This is a genomic window from Rhodococcus sp. 27YEA6 (genome assembly GCF_044908235.1).
In the GTDB taxonomy this organism is placed as follows: Bacteria; Actinomycetota; Actinomycetes; order Mycobacteriales; family Mycobacteriaceae; genus Rhodococcus_F; species Rhodococcus_F qingshengii.
Genome location: NZ_JBIYCY010000003.1, coordinates 79,373 through 98,129, shown reverse-complemented (window position 1 = coordinate 98,129; position 18,757 = coordinate 79,373). Strand labels below are relative to the sequence as shown.

Annotated in this window: 16 protein-coding genes; 10 read left to right on the top strand and 6 right to left on the bottom strand. The window is 63.5% G+C overall.

The features are described from left to right. Positions 1-7: 7 nt before the first annotated feature. The gene (locus ABH939_RS10810) at positions 8-1,486 is read right to left on the bottom strand and encodes an adenylate/guanylate cyclase domain-containing protein (protein WP_003945952.1); all 1,479 of its coding nucleotides are present in this window, start codon (positions 1,484-1,486) and stop codon (positions 8-10) included. Between the two features lie 192 nt (positions 1,487-1,678). Between ABH939_RS10810 and ABH939_RS10805 the strand changes: the two genes are divergently transcribed. The 4 genes from ABH939_RS10805 to ABH939_RS10790 are packed head-to-tail and all read left to right on the top strand — an operon-like array spanning position 1,679 to position 5,471. Next, the gene (locus tag ABH939_RS10805; protein ID WP_007734480.1) at positions 1,679-2,857 is read left to right on the top strand and encodes an AI-2E family transporter; all 1,179 of its coding nucleotides are present in this window, start codon (positions 1,679-1,681) and stop codon (positions 2,855-2,857) included. Next, a complete protein-coding gene (gene macS, locus ABH939_RS10800; protein WP_007734482.1) occupies positions 2,850-4,073 on the top strand; it encodes a MacS family sensor histidine kinase in 1,224 nt (407 codons plus the stop codon). The genes ABH939_RS10805 and macS overlap by 8 nt, the downstream gene beginning before the upstream one ends. Positions 4,074-4,101: 28 nt before the next feature. Then, positions 4,102-4,734, top strand: coding sequence for a response regulator transcription factor (locus ABH939_RS10795; protein ID WP_047269712.1), 633 nt, complete (start codon positions 4,102-4,104; stop codon positions 4,732-4,734). 17 nt (positions 4,735-4,751) lie between these two features. Further along, positions 4,752-5,471, top strand: a complete 720-nt coding sequence (locus ABH939_RS10790) for a DUF1707 domain-containing protein (RefSeq protein WP_007734485.1) — start codon at positions 4,752-4,754, stop codon at positions 5,469-5,471. Positions 5,472-5,475: 4 nt separating this feature from the next. Here the strand turns inward: ABH939_RS10790 and ABH939_RS10785 are convergent, their stop codons facing one another. Beyond that, positions 5,476-5,928, bottom strand: a complete 453-nt coding sequence (locus ABH939_RS10785) for a MaoC family dehydratase (protein WP_003945664.1) — start codon at positions 5,926-5,928, stop codon at positions 5,476-5,478. A gap of 35 nt (positions 5,929-5,963) precedes the next feature. Then, complete coding sequence (locus tag ABH939_RS10780; RefSeq protein WP_007734488.1) at positions 5,964-6,491, bottom strand: cupin domain-containing protein; 528 nt, start codon at positions 6,489-6,491, stop codon at positions 5,964-5,966. A 152-nt stretch (positions 6,492-6,643) separates the two neighbouring features. On the opposite strand from ABH939_RS10780, the gene ABH939_RS10775 reads away from it, so the two are divergent. After that, positions 6,644-7,216 (top strand): TetR family transcriptional regulator, encoded by a 573-nt coding sequence (locus tag ABH939_RS10775; protein WP_404649610.1) that lies wholly within the window; start codon positions 6,644-6,646, stop codon positions 7,214-7,216. Between the two features lie 137 nt (positions 7,217-7,353). Next, positions 7,354-9,216, top strand: coding sequence for a DUF2339 domain-containing protein (locus ABH939_RS10770; RefSeq protein ID WP_404649609.1), 1,863 nt, complete (start codon positions 7,354-7,356; stop codon positions 9,214-9,216). Here the strand turns inward: ABH939_RS10770 and ABH939_RS10765 are convergent. Genes ABH939_RS10765 through trmB form a run of 3 tightly spaced genes read right to left on the bottom strand, consistent with a single transcriptional unit; the run spans position 9,191 to position 13,603 of the window. Continuing rightward, entirely contained in the window at positions 9,191-12,130 is a 2,940-nt protein-coding gene (locus ABH939_RS10765; RefSeq protein ID WP_007734492.1) for an MMPL family transporter, read from the bottom strand. The two genes, ABH939_RS10770 and ABH939_RS10765, sit on opposite strands and share 26 nt — an antisense overlap. A 10-nt stretch (positions 12,131-12,140) precedes the next feature. Next, positions 12,141-12,848 carry an NYN domain-containing protein gene (locus tag ABH939_RS10760; RefSeq protein WP_003945733.1) on the bottom strand — a complete coding sequence of 236 codons (708 nt, stop codon included), beginning with the start codon at positions 12,846-12,848 and terminating at the stop codon, positions 12,141-12,143. Continuing rightward, positions 12,845-13,603, bottom strand: coding sequence for a tRNA (guanosine(46)-N7)-methyltransferase TrmB (gene trmB, locus ABH939_RS10755; protein ID WP_007734493.1), 759 nt, complete (start codon positions 13,601-13,603; stop codon positions 12,845-12,847). The genes ABH939_RS10760 and trmB overlap by 4 nt, the downstream gene beginning before the upstream one ends. Positions 13,604-13,766: 163 nt before the next feature. Between trmB and ABH939_RS10750 the strand changes: the two genes are divergently transcribed. The 4 genes from ABH939_RS10750 to ABH939_RS10735 all read left to right on the top strand — a co-directional run bounded on the left by ABH939_RS10750 (position 13,767) and on the right by ABH939_RS10735 (position 18,612). Beyond that, the gene (locus ABH939_RS10750; protein WP_404649608.1) at positions 13,767-14,699 is read left to right on the top strand and encodes a hypothetical protein; all 933 of its coding nucleotides are present in this window, start codon (positions 13,767-13,769) and stop codon (positions 14,697-14,699) included. A 181-nt stretch (positions 14,700-14,880) separates the two neighbouring features. Continuing rightward, positions 14,881-16,032 (top strand): hypothetical protein, encoded by a 1,152-nt coding sequence (locus tag ABH939_RS10745; protein ID WP_404649607.1) that lies wholly within the window; start codon positions 14,881-14,883, stop codon positions 16,030-16,032. Positions 16,033-16,166: 134 nt separating this feature from the next. Then, complete coding sequence (locus ABH939_RS10740) at positions 16,167-16,505, top strand: DUF6802 family protein (protein ID WP_042920271.1); 339 nt, start codon at positions 16,167-16,169, stop codon at positions 16,503-16,505. A gap of 277 nt (positions 16,506-16,782) precedes the next feature. Continuing rightward, positions 16,783-18,612 (top strand): phosphoenolpyruvate carboxykinase (GTP), encoded by a 1,830-nt coding sequence (locus tag ABH939_RS10735; protein ID WP_003945806.1) that lies wholly within the window; start codon positions 16,783-16,785, stop codon positions 18,610-18,612. Positions 18,613-18,757 lie beyond the last annotated feature (145 nt).

Below are 18,757 nucleotides of genomic sequence, written 5' to 3'. Positions count from 1 at the left end.
ACTCACCCTAACCAATTTGATCCGGATCGACCTCTGGATACTTTTCGGGCCACGCCAGATGCGTCAGTCGTCGGCGCCCACGCAGTTGGACTTGCTCGCCGAGTTCCCACTCGGCCTGTTCCTCTTCGTCGGCGAAGTACAACGCGCTCGTCGACGCCAGCACCCGGCTGGGCCGAAGTTTCGCGAGCTCGGTGAGCCGTGACGCCTCGTTGACCGGATCACCGATCACGGTGTACTCGAAACGTTCGGCAGCACCGATGTTGCCGGCGACCGCGAGCCCCGCGCTCACACCGATTCCGACGTCGAGGCCGGTGATGTCGTTGAGCTTGAACCGCAGCTCGCGAGCCGCAGCGAGGGCTGCCGTCGGAGCGTCGGGTCGATCGAGTGGTGCACCGAAGATGGCGAGCGCTGCATCACCCATGAACTTGTTGACAAAACCATGGTGACGATCGATGACGTCGACGACCACACGGAAGAACTCGTTGAGCAGTTCGACCACTTCACCCGGCGGGCGCTCGGCCGCGGCACCGGTGGATCCGACCATGTCGACGAACAGAACTGCCACGAATCGAGTTTCGCCGCCCAGCTCGGTACCGAACTTCAACGCGCGCCGGGCCACATCCTCGCCGACGTGCTGACCGAACAGCTCACGCAGCAGACGACGCTCGTCGGACTCTTTCATCATGCGGTTGAAGCCGACCTGCAGCCGGCCGATCTCACTGCCGTCGAACACCTCGACGCGTACGTCGGTGGCGCCGCGCTGCACCCGCTCGATGGCGCGTCGCAGTTGGCGGATCGGATCGGAGATCTGGGTAGCCGTCAGCATCGACAGCGCAAAGGCCTGCACGATCGCCATGATCGAGATGAGCAGGATCGCCCACGCGAGAGAGTCGGGGGAGAACTCGAGATCGGTCGTGAGCTGCGTCGAGCACAGCAAGATGATGCCTGCGACGGGCATCAGCGTGCCGAGACCCCAGGTCATCGCCAGCCGGGTTCCGACGCCAGGCGCCATGGTCCGATCGAATTCGCCCTCGCTCAAGGCCTGGGCGGCGACCGGACGCAAAATGCGCTCACCGAGCATGTAGGTGAACCCGAAGGTCGTGGTCGCGGCCATGCAGACCGTCACGATCACGGCGATCGCGAGTCCGGGCATCTCGGTGATGGTCAGGAACACGAAGATGATGCCGCCCAGAATCCACAGCACCAGGTGGACGATGGCCTGGCGAAGCGGCGCGTGCAGTGCCGCCATCTGCTCGGACCTCGTGGGTGGACCCCCGCGCAGCCGCCAGCGAATGACCGACTTCAACATCATCGCCGCCGCCGTGAGGCTGACGGCGCCGGCGAATGCCAGGTACACGCCGAAGATCGCGAAGTTGCGGACCCGGTCGGCAACTATCGCGTCGGACTCCTGGATCGGCACGCCGTACCGGACGAAGGCAAAGACCAGTACCGCGCCGATCAGATTGGCTGCGAGCATGGAGAGCATATAGAGGGGCCACCGGCTGCGGATGGTCACCGCTATTGCTCTGTATGAGGCCCGCACAGGGTTCAATTTAGCTGGCAGAGGTCGAAGTGTTGGTACGCGCGTCCGATTATTCGTCCGCTCACCTGTGTCGGCCGGGCCGGTTAGGCTCGCGATGTGAACGCAAACAGGGGGCGTGCGGAGCGAGCATCGAGGATGAACAAACCCATCTCCGCCGACGCTCGGGCGGTGCATCCCGGCGTGCGCATCGCTGCGGAATGGTCGTGGCGTCTCATTGTGATCTTCGCCGGACTGTTGGTTCTCGGGTACGTCGTACTCCGCCTCGAAACCGTGCTCATCCCGGTGGGGCTGGCTCTGCTGGCATCAGCTCTGCTGATCCCGATTGTCGATCGGCTACAGGTGTGGGGTGTTCCCCGCTCGGCAGCCGTCATCGTCGTTCTGCTTGCCTCGATCGGGCTGGTCGCGGGAATCATGACGTTTGTCGTCGAGCAGTTCATCGACGGGTTGCCCCAGCTCACCGACCAGTTCACGGCCAGCGTCACGCAAATTCAGAACTGGCTCACCAGCGGTCCGCTGCACTTCAGCGAGGATCAGATCCGCCAGGCAGGTGATTCGGTCGTCAAGTCGGTGCAATCCAATCGTGAGTCCCTGACCAGCGGCGCTTTGACCACGGCGACAGTCATCGGCGAGATCTTCACCGGGGCATTGCTGACGCTGTTCACTCTCATCTTCTTCCTCTACGGCGGCGATCAGATCTGGCAGTTCGTCACCCGGATAGTTCCCACCGACGCGCGTCGTCGCGTACGGATCGCCGGTTCTGCAGGTTTCGGGTCGCTGATCGGCTACGTGCGCGCCACGGTCGCGGTTGCCGCCGCCGACGCGATCGGTATCGGTGCCGGCCTGGCGATCCTCGGGGTGCCGCTCGCCCTGCCGCTGGCGTCGTTGGTGTTCATCGGCGCGTTCATTCCGATCGTCGGTGCATTTCTGACCGGTTTTCTCGCGGTGCTTGTCGCTCTGGTCACGAAGGGTTTCCTGACGGCGCTGATTGTCCTCGGCATCATCATCGGCGTCATGCAGCTCGAAGCGCACGTGATGCAACCGCTGTTGTTGGGTCGCGCTGTTCGCCTGCATCCGCTGGCAGTCGTTCTCGCCATTACAACGGGCATCGTTCTCGCTGGAATCGTCGGCGGGCTCTTGGCTGTTCCGATCGTCGCGGTCCTGAATACCGCTATTCGTTCCCTCCTCGCCGACGACCCGGACATCGCGTACGCCGAACTGCACGTCGAAGATCCGGAAACCCCACTGTTCCCCGCCGAACCCGACGAGCCGCGCGCCGAGCCTCGCATCGTGAACCCCACTCCTCCCGATGACTGAGCCCACCCGCCGTCGTCGGCTGCACTATCAGCCGACCGTTCGCGAGGCGTCGGGCGTCGACACCGACCCTGATGCCCCGCTGTGGCGGGCGGCGCAGGCATTTCGGCTCGTCACGCTGGTGTACGCGATCAGCTACCAGTTCGCCTCGGCCTCCGACTACACCAACTCTCGGCTCAGCTGGTTCTTCGTCGCTCTGATGGCCGTGTGGACCGGGGTGTCGGCACTGTTGCTCGGGACATCCGGTGCTTTGTTCGGGAAGAAGCTGCCGCGGTATCAGGTGGTGATCGCCGATCAGGTGGTCGTCATCTTGCTGATGGCGTCGACGAGGCTGGTCTCCGACCACGAGTGGTATCAGAATCACCAGACGCTGCCCACCACGCTGTGGGCCACCAACGCGGTCATCTCCGCGGCAATTCTCGGCGGGCCGTGGCTCGGTATGGCGTCCGGAGTTGTCATCTCGGCGGCCAGCGCGATCATCCGCGACCAGGTCAACCTGGACCTCTGGCGCGATGCGACGGCTCCCGTGCTCGTATCGGTCGGCCTGGCGTTGGGCTTGGCCACCACCACCGCTCGGCGCTCGCATCGACAACTCGAGCAAGCCGTCCGTCTGGCGGCGGCCACCGAAGAGCGCGAGCGTTTGGCACGCGAAGTACACGACGGCGTTCTGCAGGTGCTGGCGATGGTGCGCAGGCGAGGTGCGGCACTCGGCGGCGAGGCAGCTGAACTGGCTGCTCTGGCCGGTGAGCAGGAGGTCGCCTTGAGAATGCTGATCTCCGAGCAGGTTTCGGGCGCCGCGGCAGACGTCGGCGGACAGACAGTGGATCTGTGTCCGCTGCTGACCACGCAGGCAAGCACGTCGGTGTCGGTGTCGACGCCCGCGCACCCCGTCGTGATCGAGCGTGATCGAGCCATCGAACTGGCAGCCATCGTCGACAATGCTCTGTCCAATGTCGGGCTGCACGCCGGGCCCGCGGCGAAGGCATACGTATTGCTCGAAGATTTGCCGGACGAGGTGATCGTCAGCATCCGCGACGACGGCGTCGGAATCCCCGAGGGTCGCTTGGCGCAGGCCGAAGCCGAAGGCCGCATGGGAGTATCGAAGTCCATTCTCGGCCGAGTGCAGGTGCTCGGCGGCACTGCAGTCCTGCAAACCGGGCCGGGGGAGGGCACCGAATGGGAGATCAACGTTCCGAAGGGGAAAAGTGAGCGCGGCTGACGAACATGGCGAGAATCCGGTGACGGTGATGGTCGTCGACGATCACCCGATGTGGCGCGACGGTGTCTCCCGGGACCTCGAAGCTGCCGGCTTCACCGTGAGCGCCACGGCGGAGGGTGTCGAGAGTGCGCGCCGCCGGGCCGCCGCCGTGCAACCGGCGGTGGTTCTGATGGACATGAACCTGCCGGACGGAAACGGTGCCGACGCCACCACCGCAGTTCTCGAGGTTTCGCCGAAGAGCAAGGTACTGGTGCTTTCGGCCTCTGCCGAACGTGACGACGTCCTCGACGCGGTCAAAGCCGGAGCGTCGGGTTACCTGGTCAAGAGTGCTTCGGTGGCGGAACTGCTCGAGGCCGTGCGAGCGACTTTCGACGGACAAGCCGTCTTCACCCCCGGCCTCGCCGGATTGGTGCTCGGTGAGTACCGCCGGATGTCGACGGCACCGGCCGACGATCGCGCACCCGAGCTGCCTCGGCTCACCGACCGTGAGACCGAAGTGCTCCGTCTTGTCGCCAAGGGGCTGAGCGCAAAACAGATCGCCACGAGGCTCTCGCTCAGCCACCGGACCGTCGAAAACCATGTGCAGGCAACGCTTCGGAAGCTTCAGTTGGCCAATCGCGTCGAGCTCACGCGATACGCGATAGAACAAGGTCTCGAATAACGTTTATCCTGGAAATCATGGAGGCCAGGAATCTACGCGTATCCGATGCCGAACGAGAGCATGTCGGCGAGCTGCTGCAGAAAGCTGTCGGTCAAGGGATGCTCTCGCTCGGTGAGTTCACCGAGCGCATGGACACTGCCTTGGCCGCAAAGACACGAGGTGAGCTCAACTCGGTTCTCGCCGATCTTCCGGGCATCACACTGATCTCCGACTACGACCCACCCGCGTATCCCAATGCGGGTCAGCCGATGTACCAAGGCCAGCCCTACCCGGCGCCGACGTACCAACCCCAACCGCCGCCGGTTCATCCGAGCCCGCCTTACCGCGCTCCCGTCGGGGCTCCGGTTGTAGGTACTTACGGAGCGGCAAATGCTGCCGTGATCCGTGGACGAATGGCGACGGTGACGCGGAACGGTGCCTGGATCGTTCCACCAGCTGTCGTGGTCGACACCAGAATGTCCAGTGTGACTATCGATTTCACGCGCGCGGTGATGCAGACGCAGGTCGTGAACATCTCGATCGACGACTACGCCAGCTCGATTTCACTGATCGTTCCCGAAGAGGCGACGGTGGACATGAACGGTGTCGAGGCAGTCGGGGGAAGCGCGTCGAACAAGGTTCGTTCCGGCCCACAGATGGGCCCGCTGCATCTGGTGGTGCACGGCAAGGTGCGATTCGGCAGTGTCACCGCGAAGCATCCCTTCGGTACCACGATCCGAAAGATGTTCGGCTCCTGACCTTTCAGTGATACGCGCGGGTCAACATCTCGGCGACGCACACGGGCTTGTCACCGTGTTCTCGTTCGAACGTCTGCGTCACCGTGATCTGGACACCGCCGTTGATCGGTTCGACTTTGCTCAACGTCGCGCGCATGCGGACACGAGAGCCGACCGGAAGCGGAGCGGGCAACCTGACCTTGTCGAATCCGCAGTTGAGAGCAAACGCAAAACCTTCGAGCGAGAACATTGCGTACGAGAACTTGGGGCCGAGTGAGAGCGTGTAGTTGCCGTGCGCGATGGTTCCGCCGAACGGCGACTCCTTCGCGCGATCCACATCGACGTGAATCCACTGATCGTCGCCGGTGACCCGGGCGAACTCGTCGATGGACTCCTGGGTGACATCGTGCCAGTCGCTGACGCCCAGCTCTTGGTTCAGGTTGGCGCTGAGGTCTTCTGCTCCGGTGAGTACAAGCATGAATTTTCCTTCGATCGGTAGGTGCTGACAGTCGGTCAGTGACTTTCGATGCCGAATCCCACACCGTGTGTCTGTGCGATCTCGGCGGTGGCAACGAGATCGAATTCGATCCCGAAGTCTGCTTCTACCCGCGCTGCAACCGATTCCGCGGCGGAACCTGCTTCGGCCAGTAGTTTCGGCATCAGTTCGAACAGGTCTTCCATCCCTCCGGGCGTGATGATTTCGAGAATCCGTGCTGGAGCGTCGTCGGGATTCCACACGGCGTGCCACTGGCCACGCGGTTTGAAGATCATGGCGCCGGTCTCCGCGTAGACGACCTCGTCTCCGACCATCGCTGCGACGCGGCCACTTTGAACCACCGTGTACTCGTCTTCCCGGCTGTGGCGATGGACCGGTGAGGTCATCGAATGCGGAGCGATGCGGTGTTGTACAAGAGAGAAACCTCCCTCGGTTTGTTTGTTACGAACCATCATCCGGACGCCGGTGGCCGCGAGGGTCCCGGCGAGGTCTTCGTCCGGTCCGAGGACGGTCGTGGTGGTGTTGTTCGGGGAATTCGGTGACATCGATTCAGTCCTTCGTCGTCGTGAGCGTCGTTGACCGCGCTCCGGTTTGTTGATTCCCGAATCATGTACCAATCGGTCTAGTGATGCAAGGTTTTGACAATTTATGCACTTCAAGTGTTGTCGATATGTGTACTGATCGGTATATTGAACGTATGTCTACGAGGGATTTGTTGGTCGATGCCGCTGCCGATTTGTTGCAGCGGAAGGGCTACGCCGGAACGGGGGTGTCGGAAGTTCTCTCGGCTAGTGCGACTACCAAAGGTTCCTTGTACTTTCACTTTCCCGGCGGCAAGGAAGAACTCGCAGGCGAGGCTCTGAGGCGACGTGGCGAGGCAATGGCCGATTTCATCCGGCACCTGCTGGAGAGCTCACCCGATGCAGCCACCGCGATCTCGGCATTCGCCGCCGCATTGGCTGCGCGTTTGTCGGATTCGGACTACGAACGTGGATGCGCCCTGGCTACGACAACACTGGATGCCGCAACCGAATCCGAGGTCATCCGCGGTGCTTGCGCGGACGGGTACAACTCGTGGCTCGCACTGCTGGCTCAGCGCCTCGAGGCAGACGGTTGGTCCCGCGAAGACGCCGAGTCCGAGGCAATTCTCGCTCTGTCCGCACTCGAGGGCGCGCTGGTCCTTGCTCGGGCGCGTCAGGATCCCGCTCCGCTTCACACTTCGGGTCGGCTTCTGTCCGAACGATTGCGGAACGCGGCACCTCGGCGTTAGTGCCCTGTCAGTCGATGATGCAGTCAGTCGAGGGTGCTGTCAGTCGAAGGTGTCCTCAGTTGAGTACGAGAAGTCCCCAGGCTGATCGAGTAGTACTACTCATCTGATCGGTTCGGCCACGCAGCAAGCTCGAAGCCATGACCACACCGAGCTCTTCCGCCGTCGATCCGCGACTGGTGACCGCCCTCTCGGCCGAGTGCGACAGCATCGGCCGGCAGTTGCGTCACATGGGCCAGAACCTGTCGATCCTGCAGACTCAGCTGGCCTCGGCTACTGCGACCCCGCCCATGGCGGTAGTCCCGGCACCCGCAGCTCCGGTGCCACAGGTGCCGCAGATGCCGCCAATGCGTTCTCAGCAGAGCGTGCCCGCGTGGCAGCCGCCGACGTATCCGGTTGCCGCACCTCGCCAGCCCTGGTGGCAACGCGACGGTGTCATCAGTCGACTCCTGGCCGCGGCCGGTGTTGCCGTCACACTGATCGGCGTCGTGATGCTGCTGGTACTTGCAGCGCAGGCCGGATTCTTCGGACCTCCGCTGCGGGTGCTCGGCGGTGCGCTCCTTTCCGGCGCCTTGGTGTTTGCCGGGGTGCGGGTCCACGGACGGCCAGGGGGCAAAGTGGGGGCAATTGCCCTGGCTGCCACAGGTTTTGCAGGGATGTATCTCGATGTCGTCGCAGCCTCCGTTCTCTACGGTTGGGTGACGACGCCGCTCGCGGTGGTGATTGCCTTCGGAATCGCCGCCGCCGGCGTTGCCCTCGCCGTGAAGTGGGATTCCGAATCGCTGGCGCTCATGATCGTTCTGGGAGCAGCGCTGCTGGCTCCCGTATTGACGTCGGGAATATCGTTGACCCTCATCGGTTTCCTCTTCGCGATCCAGTCGGCGACAATCTCCGCCCAGATCGGTCGTGACTGGAAGTACCTGGGCATGGCGCGCACCGTACCGGTGGTTCTCGCACTGCTCGCAGCGATAGCGTCGGAGTCCATCTTCGACGAATCCGGTAACAGTGCAGTGCAATTGGTGATCAGTGCCGGCGTGGTTGCAATCGTGGGGGCCGGCTGCGCGATGGTTATGCAGTGCACGGGTTCGCCCTCGCGTGACGGCATTGCAGGGGCGTGGTCCACCGCTACCTTTGTTGTCTCGTCCCTTCCGCTGATGAGCGTCGGAGCCGTGCTCGGGCGCACCGAATCCGCAGTGCTGTACGGAATTGCTGCGGCACTACTTCTTTCGGCTGCAGCGGCGGCCAAGCCTTTGCCGACGCAACTGCGATTCGGACTGGGCGCAACCGGCGCCCTCGCATTGTTGCTCTGCTGCTTCTCCGGGGCGACGGAATCTTTGGTCGTGCCGCTGATCCTCACGGTCGGAATGATCTTCCTCGGAGTCTCGCTGTATGCGGGTTCGCGCTTCGTCTTCGCCCTCGGAACCGTCTTTGCGGCAATCGGATCGATCGGATACCTCACGACGGTTCCGCCGGAAGCGTTGACGACCGCTCGCGCCGCGTCCAGGCAACTCGGTGCGATGACGGCGCTCTCGAGCCTGACGGCGATAGGCGCGCTGGTGATGCTGGTCTGGGCGATTCACCGACTGAAGTTGATTGCCGATTCCAACGCGGCGGTTCTATGGGCGGGCGCAGGGTTCGGTGCCCTCTACGCGGTGACGTGCGCGCTCGTCTCATCCGGCGTCGAAATTTTCGACAGTGCAACCGGTTTCGTTGCCGGGCACAGCGTTGCAACCATCGTCTGGATGCTTGCCGCCACGTCAGCGCTGGTGCTCGGATTGAACAACCGCCAGCACGCTCGCGTCTTGCTCGGAGCCGGGCTTGCTCTCACCTGTGCGGCCGTTGCAAAGCTGTTCCTCTTCGACCTGGCCACACTCAGTGGGCTGGTGCGCAGCGTTGCCTTCCTGGTGGTCGGCTTGCTGCTCCTGCTGGTCGGGACACGTTATGCACGAGCCTTCGCCAAGCAGGAGCAGGAGCAGGTCAGCTTCGCTTCTGGCGAGCGATGAGCTCGCTCACGCTGATGGCGCCTGCGTCGTCAGGCCGGTGCCTGCCGGTGGCGTTGTCGTCGCCGTCAGGGGTGGCGTCCGAGACTCGGGGCTCGTTGGTAGGCGAAGGCGAATCCGTGAAAACCCCGTTACGACGCTCCGGAGCGGTCGGTGGAGGCGGCGACTGGGGGGTCGCCTCCACCGAGGTCGGGGCTGAACCGTTTGTTGCAGAGCCGTTGGTAGCACCGTTTGCGGAGCCGTTCCGGCTCGCGCCGTTGGAGCCTGAACTGCTGCTGGCAGCACCGTTGGTCGCCGAACCGTTTGTCCGCGAAGGCGTCCGGACCACCGGCAGTGGACGTGAGGCCGGGGGAGTCTGTTCCCGGGCCCGCAGGTCCGACAACCAACTCTCGATGGGACGCTCGGCCGGCGCAGCGGGCGTGGGGTTTCTGCGCTTGTCGCTGGCATTCGGTTGCGGCCGGTACGAGGGATTGGGTACAGGTGCCTCGATCAGGTTCTGGGGGGCGCTGGCTGCACTCCCGATATCGAGACGACGTCGCGGTGCCGGCTTCTCCGCGGCGGGAGCCTCCGTGTTGGGTGCCTTGATCGCCATTTCGCTGAGTGGAATGGGCTCGGTGAGAGGATCGGGAACGCGAGGTCCGCTTTCCGGCTGTGCAGCCGGGGCAGGCGGCGGCATGACCCGCGAGGCCGCTTCGATCTTGCGCGGCTGACCCGGTCCGGCGATCGCACCGACAGGCGCGATCTGCGGGACGTTCGCGAGTACCAGCTCGTTGTCGAGGATCGGCTCGCCCAGCCCGATCTTCTGCTGGATCCGCTTCATCCAGGCCGGAGCCCACCAGCAGTCGTCGCCGAGCAGTTTCATGGTCGCGGGGACCAGGAACATTCGGATGAGAGTCGCGTCGATGATCAGCGCGGAGATCATGCCGTAGGAGATGTATTTCATCATCACCAGATCGGACAAGCCGAATGCGCCGGTGACCACGATCAGAATCAGTGCGGCAGCGGTGATGATTCGTCCGGTATGTGCCGTGCCGATACGGATGGATTCGGTAGTACTCGCGCCCTGCGCTCGCGCTTCGACCATGCGGGAGAGCAGGAACACTTCGTAGTCGGTCGACAGGCCGTAGACGATCGCGATGATCAACACCAGGACGGGAGACATGATCGGCCCCGGTGTGAAGTTCAACAGACCGGAACCGTGCCCGTCGATGAAGATCCAGGTCAGGATTCCGAGCGTCGAACCCAGTCCGAGCGCGCTCATCAATGCGGCCTTGATGGGCAGGACGAGCGAGCCGAACGTCAAGAACATCAGCAAGGTCGTCAGCAGGATGACGGATACGACCATCAGCGGCAGACGATCGAGCAATGCGTCGACGCTGTCCTGCTCGATGGCCGGAGTGCCGCCGACCAGCACAGTTGTGCCCTCGGGCCAGTCCGCGGACCGCAGATAGTCGATGGTGGGACGTGCTTCGTTCCGCTCCGTCAGACCGGCCTTGAGGACGTTGACACCGTCCTTCGTCGCAACCTCCGGGGTGAACTTCTCGACCAGACCCGGCGCAGCATTTGCGGTCTTGGAAATCTGACCGAGGGTGGTGTTGTCGGCTCCCTCGATGACGAGTCGAACGGGCTCGGTGCGATTGCCGGGGAAGAGTTCGTCGAACTGCGCCTGCGCGACACGCGTGGGGCTGTCCGGGGGCAGGTACGTCTCGTTGATACCGCCGAACTTGATGCCCGTCAGCGGAATGATCATCAGCAGTAGAGCCGCGACGATCGGGACCGCGACCTTGAGCGGATGCTGCATGACCCAGCGGGTGAGCTTGCCCCAGAAACCGTTCTCGATTTCCTCGTTGGTCTTGGTCTGGCGCAGCTTCTTGAAGGTCAGCGCGTCGATCCGCTTGCCGAGAATGCCGAGAATCGCGGGAAGAATCGTGATGGACGAGATCGCGGCAAGCATGACGGCAGCAATGGCGCCGTAAGCCACCGATTTGAGGAAGCCTTGCGGGAACAACAGCAGACCGCCGAGGCTGACGGCAACCATGGTCGCCGAGAACATGACCGTTCTACCCGCCGTCATGACTGTTCGGCGTACAGCGGTCGGGGTGTCGTACCCCTCGGCTATCTCTTCTCGGAAACGGCTGACGATGAACAGTCCGTAGTCGATCGCGAGACCCAGGCCGACCAGAGAAACCACGGGCGCAACAAACGCGTTGACCTCGGTGAAGTTGGTGATCAGTCGAATGATGCCGTTGGCGCCGATGACGGTCAGACCGCCGACGATCAACGGGAGGGCAGCAGCGACGACGCCACCGAAGACGAAGAACAGTAGGACACCGACAGCAGGAATCGCGAGCATTTCCATGCGCTTGATGTCGTTGGCCATCGTGTCGTTGAGCGAATTCGCGACAGGTTGCAGGCCGGCGAGTTGCACGTCGACGCCGTCGATGTAGAACTGCGACTCGACGTCGCGGAAGTTGTTGGACACCGCGGTGTCGTTGTCTCCGGCGATCGCGATGCTGGTGACCGCGTGTTGCTTGGTCTTGTCCGCCAGGGCCGCCACCGAGAGACCGTTGTCGACCTTGAAGTACGAGCCGTTGATCTTCATGATCTGGTCGGGGTTGTCGGCGACGAGTCGCTGCAGATTGTCGATGACCTTCGCTTGGAACTCGGGGTCGTCGACGGTCTTGCCCTCCGGCGCCGTGTACAGCGCCAGAACGTCACCCGTCGTGCTGCGTCCGAACGTGCCGTCAGCGAGTTTGGCAGCCTCTACCGATTCCGACCCCGGATCGTCCCAGCCGCTCTGGCTGAGATGATCCTGCAGGCTCAGGCCGTACGCAGCGAGCCCGAGGAGCCCCGCCACCATGACAGCGATGACGGTGAAGCGGGCTCGATAGACGATGCTTCCCCAGCTGGCGAACACTGATCAACTCCTACTCGGCAACACTTTTTCGCCCGATGAGCAGGGCAGAAAGCGGTCGGAACGGCTGCAACCAGGCGCCCTCGTCGGGCAGGGTGTCCAGGCTTACCCGTGGCAGAGGCTCACGGAAGACACCTGGGATGTCCTCGAGATCGACGAAGTCCAAGATATCGGACGACACAGCCCAGCTGGCGTGTTCACGGAACCCGAGAACCTGGACCGGGATACCGGTTGCTGCGATGTCCTCGAGAGGTTCGCGGAACGCTTGGCCGTCGGCGGACGCGACCATGATTCCGGCGAGGCCCTCGCCGTACCGGAGCGCGATGTGCTCGAGCATGTCCGAATCGACATCGCTGTCTTCATCGACCTTCGGCTTGGCGAACACCGCGAAACCTACGTTACGCAAGGCTTCGACCCAAGGACGAACGACGTCGGCGCTGCCGGACGCGATGTTGGTGAAGACGGTCGCTTCAGGCTCGAGCGTGCCGCTGTTCTGTGCGGACAGTTCGGCGGTGCGAGAGAGCAGCCAACGACCCAAAGCGTCGAATCGTGGCCGGTAGGCGGCGGTAGGCCGGCCACCGAGGATAGCGCCGAGGCCCATGTCGAGGTTAGGGGCGTCCCAGACCAGAAGCACCCGCTTGGGGTGGCGGGAGTCACGACCGAAGTCGAGAGGAGATTCCGACGACGTCACGTCGTCGGATAGCTGTTCGCTGACGCTCATGCTCTGATCTTCCCCCATATAAGCTCGGTGATTGCACTTCCGACCTTATGGGCTTTGTCCTCGAACTTGGTGACCGGACGCTCGTGGGTCATCGGAGACTCCCAGTCGAGTGCGGTCAGCAGCGGCTCGGCATTGCCGGCTTCTTCGATCCATTCGGCGTACTCGGCGTGATCGGTTGCCACGTGCAGGACTCCGCCGGGCTTGAGGCGGTTGGCGATCAGCGAGAACGTCGGCCCCTGCAGGAGGCGACGCTTGTGATGGCGGGCCTTGGGCCACGGATCCGGGAAGAACACCCGGACGCCCGTCAGGGACTCGGGGGCGACCATGTTCTCGAGTACGTCCATCGCGTCACCGCGCAGTACGCGGACGTTGGGAATTTCTTCGCGTTCGACCTGCTGGAGAAGCTGCGCGAGCCCGGGGCGGTACACCTCGATCGCGATCAGGTTCACGTGCGGTTCCGCCTTGGCCATTGCGGCCGTCGCGGTGCCGGTACCCGAACCGATCTCGATGATCAGGGGTGCTTCACGTCCGAACCAGGCGTTCGCATCGAGCGGTGTGTCCGAGACGTCGGCGCCGATGAGCGGCCACTGACGGTCCCAAGCCTGCTGCTGTGCGTCGGTCAGCGCACCCCGGCGAGAGCGAAAGCTGGTCACTCTCGGATGGAGACGGGACCCCTTGGTGTGGTCCGTCTGCCCCGTGTCAGGGGTCTGCGGTGCATGCTGATCGGCTTCGTTCACGAACCCATTGTCACGCATGACCCCCGTTTAGCGCAGACGGGTCTGAAGTTTGAGTTGAGACTTTCCACGGAAAGTCCTGAAACCGTCGACTTCGGACTGTCGGCGAAAGGGCGGTGTCACCTGCCGTCCTTGCCGAGAACCTGACAGAATCTCACCGACACGATGGGGACGTGGGGTGGGGATGAACACAGGATTTGCATGCCGTGAGTGGTCACGAATGTTGCCCGCAGAATCGATCGACGACGCCTGCTCGGAGCCGATCGATCAGCTGCGCGCTCTGGCATATCGGCTGACGCCGATCGATTCGGGAGCCGCCGAGGCGGTTCACTCCGTGCTCGGATCGCTGACTGCGCCGCTCGAGCTGGTGGTCGCCGGACGGGCCGGGGTGGGGCGGTCGTCGTTGGCGCGAATCCTGAGGCGCGACGACCGGTTCTCGCGCAGAGTCGTCGGCGCACCGGTTGTGGTGACCGAGTCGAGGGCATTCGATGTCCCTGGAACGTCGAACCCCGATCTGGGTCGTCGTTGCGTTGTCTACGTGGTGGTCGACGCGGTCCGCGACGTCGACGGCCGAGCCATTGCCCGAGTTTCCGATCGTGTGGTCGTCGCTGCGAACAAGGCTGACTTGTTCGGTCCGCGCTGGGACGAGGCGCTGGGACGGGCCGCGGAAATCTCCGAGAACGTCGGCGTGCCCACGGTTCCGGTGGAGACACTGACCGGGCGCGGCGTCGAAGAGTTGTTCGCGGCTCTCGGACCTGTTCTGGAGGCGCAGTGGTGGGGCCGGGTCGAGCAGATCGGCCCGGCGCTGAGGCGATCTGCCTCGCGCAGCGCTGCGGGCAGGGACGAAATCGAGTTGTATCTGAGTTCGGACTCCGCGGTGTTGTTCGGCGCTGCGGCGGCGATGATGAGCCCCGAAATTCGAGCCCTGCGTCAAGGCGAGCCTCCCGATCCTCGTACCGCTGACGACGCGGGCACGTGCAGCCGGTGGTGGAGCGAGCTCGTGAACGAGTCGGAACAGTGTCCGCAACAACGGGTCTCACTGATTCGACGCGGGTATGTGCGTCGGTGGGCGCAGCTCGGAGGCGGTCGCTCTGCCCCGGCGGTGACCGATGAATAGCGTTTCGGTACTTCCGGATTCGGTGCTGCGCGTGGTGCAGCGATGGAATCCGGCATCCGATCCGGGTCGCCAGGTCGCCGCCGAAACATGCAGGGGCACTCGCATTTACGTTGTCGGTCCACCAAGGTGTGGACGGGAAGACGTCGCGCAGATGTTCGATGCTTCGGATGACTGTTCGACAGTGACACGCGAGGTGGACGCCGACGTCGTACTTCTGGTCGTCGACGCCGCCAGTGTGATCGGACGCGAGGATCTTCTTCTTCTCGACGACGCTGCAGAGAGCGGAATCCCGGTGGTGGTCGCGCTGACCCGCATCGACGTCTATCGAGACTGGCAGGCGGTGCGCCGGCGTGATGCCGAGATTCTCGCTTCGCACTGCACCGCTTTTGCGCAGGCTCCCGTGGTCCCGATTGCGCCTGGTCAGGAGCAGTCACTCGTTGCGGTCGTGAGCCGGGCGGCACGGGAGAGGGAAGCAGGTGGTTCGGATTCCGGAGTCATCGCACAGACGCGCCGGATGATCGAGATGGAGATCCGGAATCTACGTGACGGTGTTCCTGGTGCCGAACTGCGGGCAGAGCGATCGCAGCTGCTCGCAGACCGTGACGGCCGGCGAGGCGAACGCCTGGTGCAGGTGCGAAGCCGACTGCAACGAGCGCGCGGGGATCTGTCACAACAAATCGCCGAGGCAACCCGGGCGACGGTCGCCGGGGCACGTGCCTGGGTCGACACGGCCTCGCGAGCCGAATTGGGCAGCGTGCCGACGCGACTGCAGCACGAGGTCGACCACCACACCCGGGTGTTCGATGCGGCGATGGCGGCAGCGGTGGAAGTGGCGGGCACGACCGGAAACATGCCTTCCCCACGGATTCCGGAGGGCCCGCCGCGCCGTCAGCGCGGAAACGAGGACCGGGTGACAATTCTTGTCGGCGCGTCCGCGGGTCTCGGCCTCGGCCGTATCGCGGTGACTCCGCTGGAGATGATTCCGGCCCTGGAGTTCGCGAGTATCCCCGTGACGTTGGTTCTGGGTGGCGCCGCGGCCTGGTGGTTGGCGCGAACTCGCGGGCTGACGGCGGATCGTGCCTACTCCAGGTCGTGGATCGTCGAATCGATGTCGACGGTTCGCGCTCAGTGGGAGCAGCGAGTGCAGAGCGTGCTGCTCGAGGCCGAGGCGGATCTGGGAGCGGCGATCATGGCGGAGAGTCGCGAGCAGTTGGCGTCGGCGCAGGCTCGAATCGTGGAGATCGACGGTGAACTTCGTGAGCTCGCCGCGGCCAGATCGGGTCAGCTCGCGTCGTGCGAGCGCGACCTCGCCGTTTTGAACACCGCCTACTGATCATTTCGCGAGTGCAGAGTTCTCCACAGTGCTGCAATTTCGGCCACGACTGATCGTCGGGGTCTGGTAATACTGAGCGGACGGTTTCGGTAGGGGTTGCCGAAGCAGTAGGTCACCATCCAGTAGGGGGAGTAATGGACGCATTTCTGATCACGGCCGGACACATCGACGGGCACGAAGCCGAAGCGCTCGATCCTGGGCGTATCGAGCCCGAGACCTTCGGGCCCGCGTCGGGACCGGTCGATGCCGGCGACCTGAACTTCGACGCCTTCGACTTGGACGGTGACGGAACGGTCGACAGCCGTGTCGTCCACTCCGACGACGCTGTCGTGATCGTGTCCGATTTCGATCGCGACGGTAGCGCCGATCGCCTCACGATGATCGAGTCGGACGGCGACTACTCGGCCTGGGAATGCAGTCGAGACGACGAAGGCGCCCTCGTGTGGCAGAAAATCGATGCCGGAGCGCTCTGAAGAGCTTCCGTTTATGTGCTCTGAGCGCCGGGTAGGCACCTGAACACACCAACTGAATCGTTTCTGTGACATTTCTGACCGCACCCGATTACCTGCAGGTGAACAGCCAGCGTTAACCTCAATACATAGGACACCCGGCGTCCGTGAAATCCACGTGAGTGGATGACGCGGCTGGACCCCGTCGAGAGGGGGACACCGGGATCGACTGGTATCGGGGCGCTGCAGTTCGCATCCGGTGTCACGAGAACCCGGTTCCGGCTCACCCCAGGAGAGTTTGATGACCTCAGCGACCATTCCCGGTCTCAATGGAACTGACGGCACGCCCCCCACGCAGCACAAGGAACTGCTTGCATGGGTGCAAGAGGTTGCCGAACTCACCCAGCCTGATCGCGTCGTCTTCGCAGACGGCTCGGACGAAGAATGGGACCGACTGACAACGAAGTTGGTCGAGGCAGGAACCTTCACCCGCCTCAACGACGAGAAGAAGCCGAACTCTTTCCTCGGCAACTCCGATCCGTCCGATGTCGCGCGAGTCGAATCGCGTACGTACATCTGCTCGAAGGAAGAAATCGACGCAGGTCCCACCAACAACTGGATGGACCCGGCGGAGATGCGCACCCTCATGGGTGACCTGTACCGCGGTTGCATGCGTGGACGCACCATGTACGTCGTGCCGTTCTGCATGGGCCCCCTCGACGCCGAGGACCCGAAGCTGGGCGTCGAGCTCACCGATTCCGAGTACGTCGTCGTCTCCATGCGCGTCATGACCCGCATGGGCAGCAAGGTTCTCGACAAGCTCGGCACCGACGGGTTCTTCGTCAAGGCGCTGCACTCGCTGGGCGCTCCGCTGGCCGAAGGCCAGGAAGACGTCGCGTGGCCGTGCAACGACACCAAGTACATCACCCACTTCCCCGAGGATCGTGAGATCTGGAGCTTCGGTTCCGGCTACGGCGGAAACGCTCTCCTGGGCAAGAAGTGCTACTCGCTGCGTATCGCCTCGGCAATGGCGCACGACGAGGGCTGGCTGGCCGAGCACATGCTCATCCTCAAGCTCATCTCGCCCGAGGACAAGGCCTACTACATCGCGGCGGCATTCCCCTCCGCTTGTGGCAAGACCAACCTCGCGATGATCCAGCCGACCATCCCCGGGTGGCGCGCCGAGACCCTCGGTGACGACATCGCCTGGATGCGTTTCGGTGAGGACGGACAGCTGTACGCCGTCAACCCGGAATTCGGTTTCTTCGGCGTGGCTCCCGGCACCAACTGGTCCTCGAACCCCAACGCCATGCGCACCATCGACCAGGGCAACACGGTCTTCACCAACGTCGCTCTGACTGACGACGGTGACGTCTGGTGGGAGGGCCTCGAAGGCGACCCGCAGCACCTGATCGACTGGAAGGGCAACGAGTGGACGCCCGAGTCGGGCACCCATGCGGCTCATCCCAACTCGCGTTACTGCACCCCGATGTCGCAGTGCCCGATCATGGCTCCCGAGTGGGACGACCCGAAGGGCGTGCCGATCTCGGCAATCCTGTTCGGCGGACGCCGCAAGACGACGGTTCCGCTGGTCACCGAGGCTCGCGACTGGCAGCACGGCGTCTTCATGGGTGCAACGGTCGGCTCCGAGCAGACCGCAGCAGCCGAAGGCCAGGTCGGTACGGTTCGCCGCGATCCGATGGCAATGCTGCCGTTCCTCGGCTACAACGTCGGTGACTACTTCCAGCACTGGATCGACCTCGGCAAGTCCGCGGACGCGTCCAAGCTCCCCAAGGTCTTCTACGTCAACTGGTTCCGCCGCGGCGACGACGGACGCTTCCTGTGGCCAGGCTTCGGCGAGAACTCTCGCGTCCTGAAGTGGATCGTCGAGCGTATCGAGCACAAGGCTGCCGGTATCGACACCCCGATCGGCGTCGTTCCCACCGGATCGGCACTCGACATCGAAGGCCTGGACGTGTCGGACGCCGACATCACCGAGGCCCTCGCGGTCAACATCGACGAGTGGAAAGCCGAGATCCCGCTCATCGAAGAGTGGTTCGACTTCGTCGGCGAGAAGCTGCCGACCGGCATTCGCGACGAGTTCGAAGCTCTGAAGCAGCGGTTGGCCTGATAAACCGCCCCCGTATGTAGTGGCCTGATGCCGCATTGGTTCAATTTGATGAACCGATGCGGCATCGGTCGTCTGTATGCCCTTGCCTGTAGCCGTTAAGCAGTTCAGCCGTTATGCAGTTCAGCCGTAAAGCAGTGATCAGCGA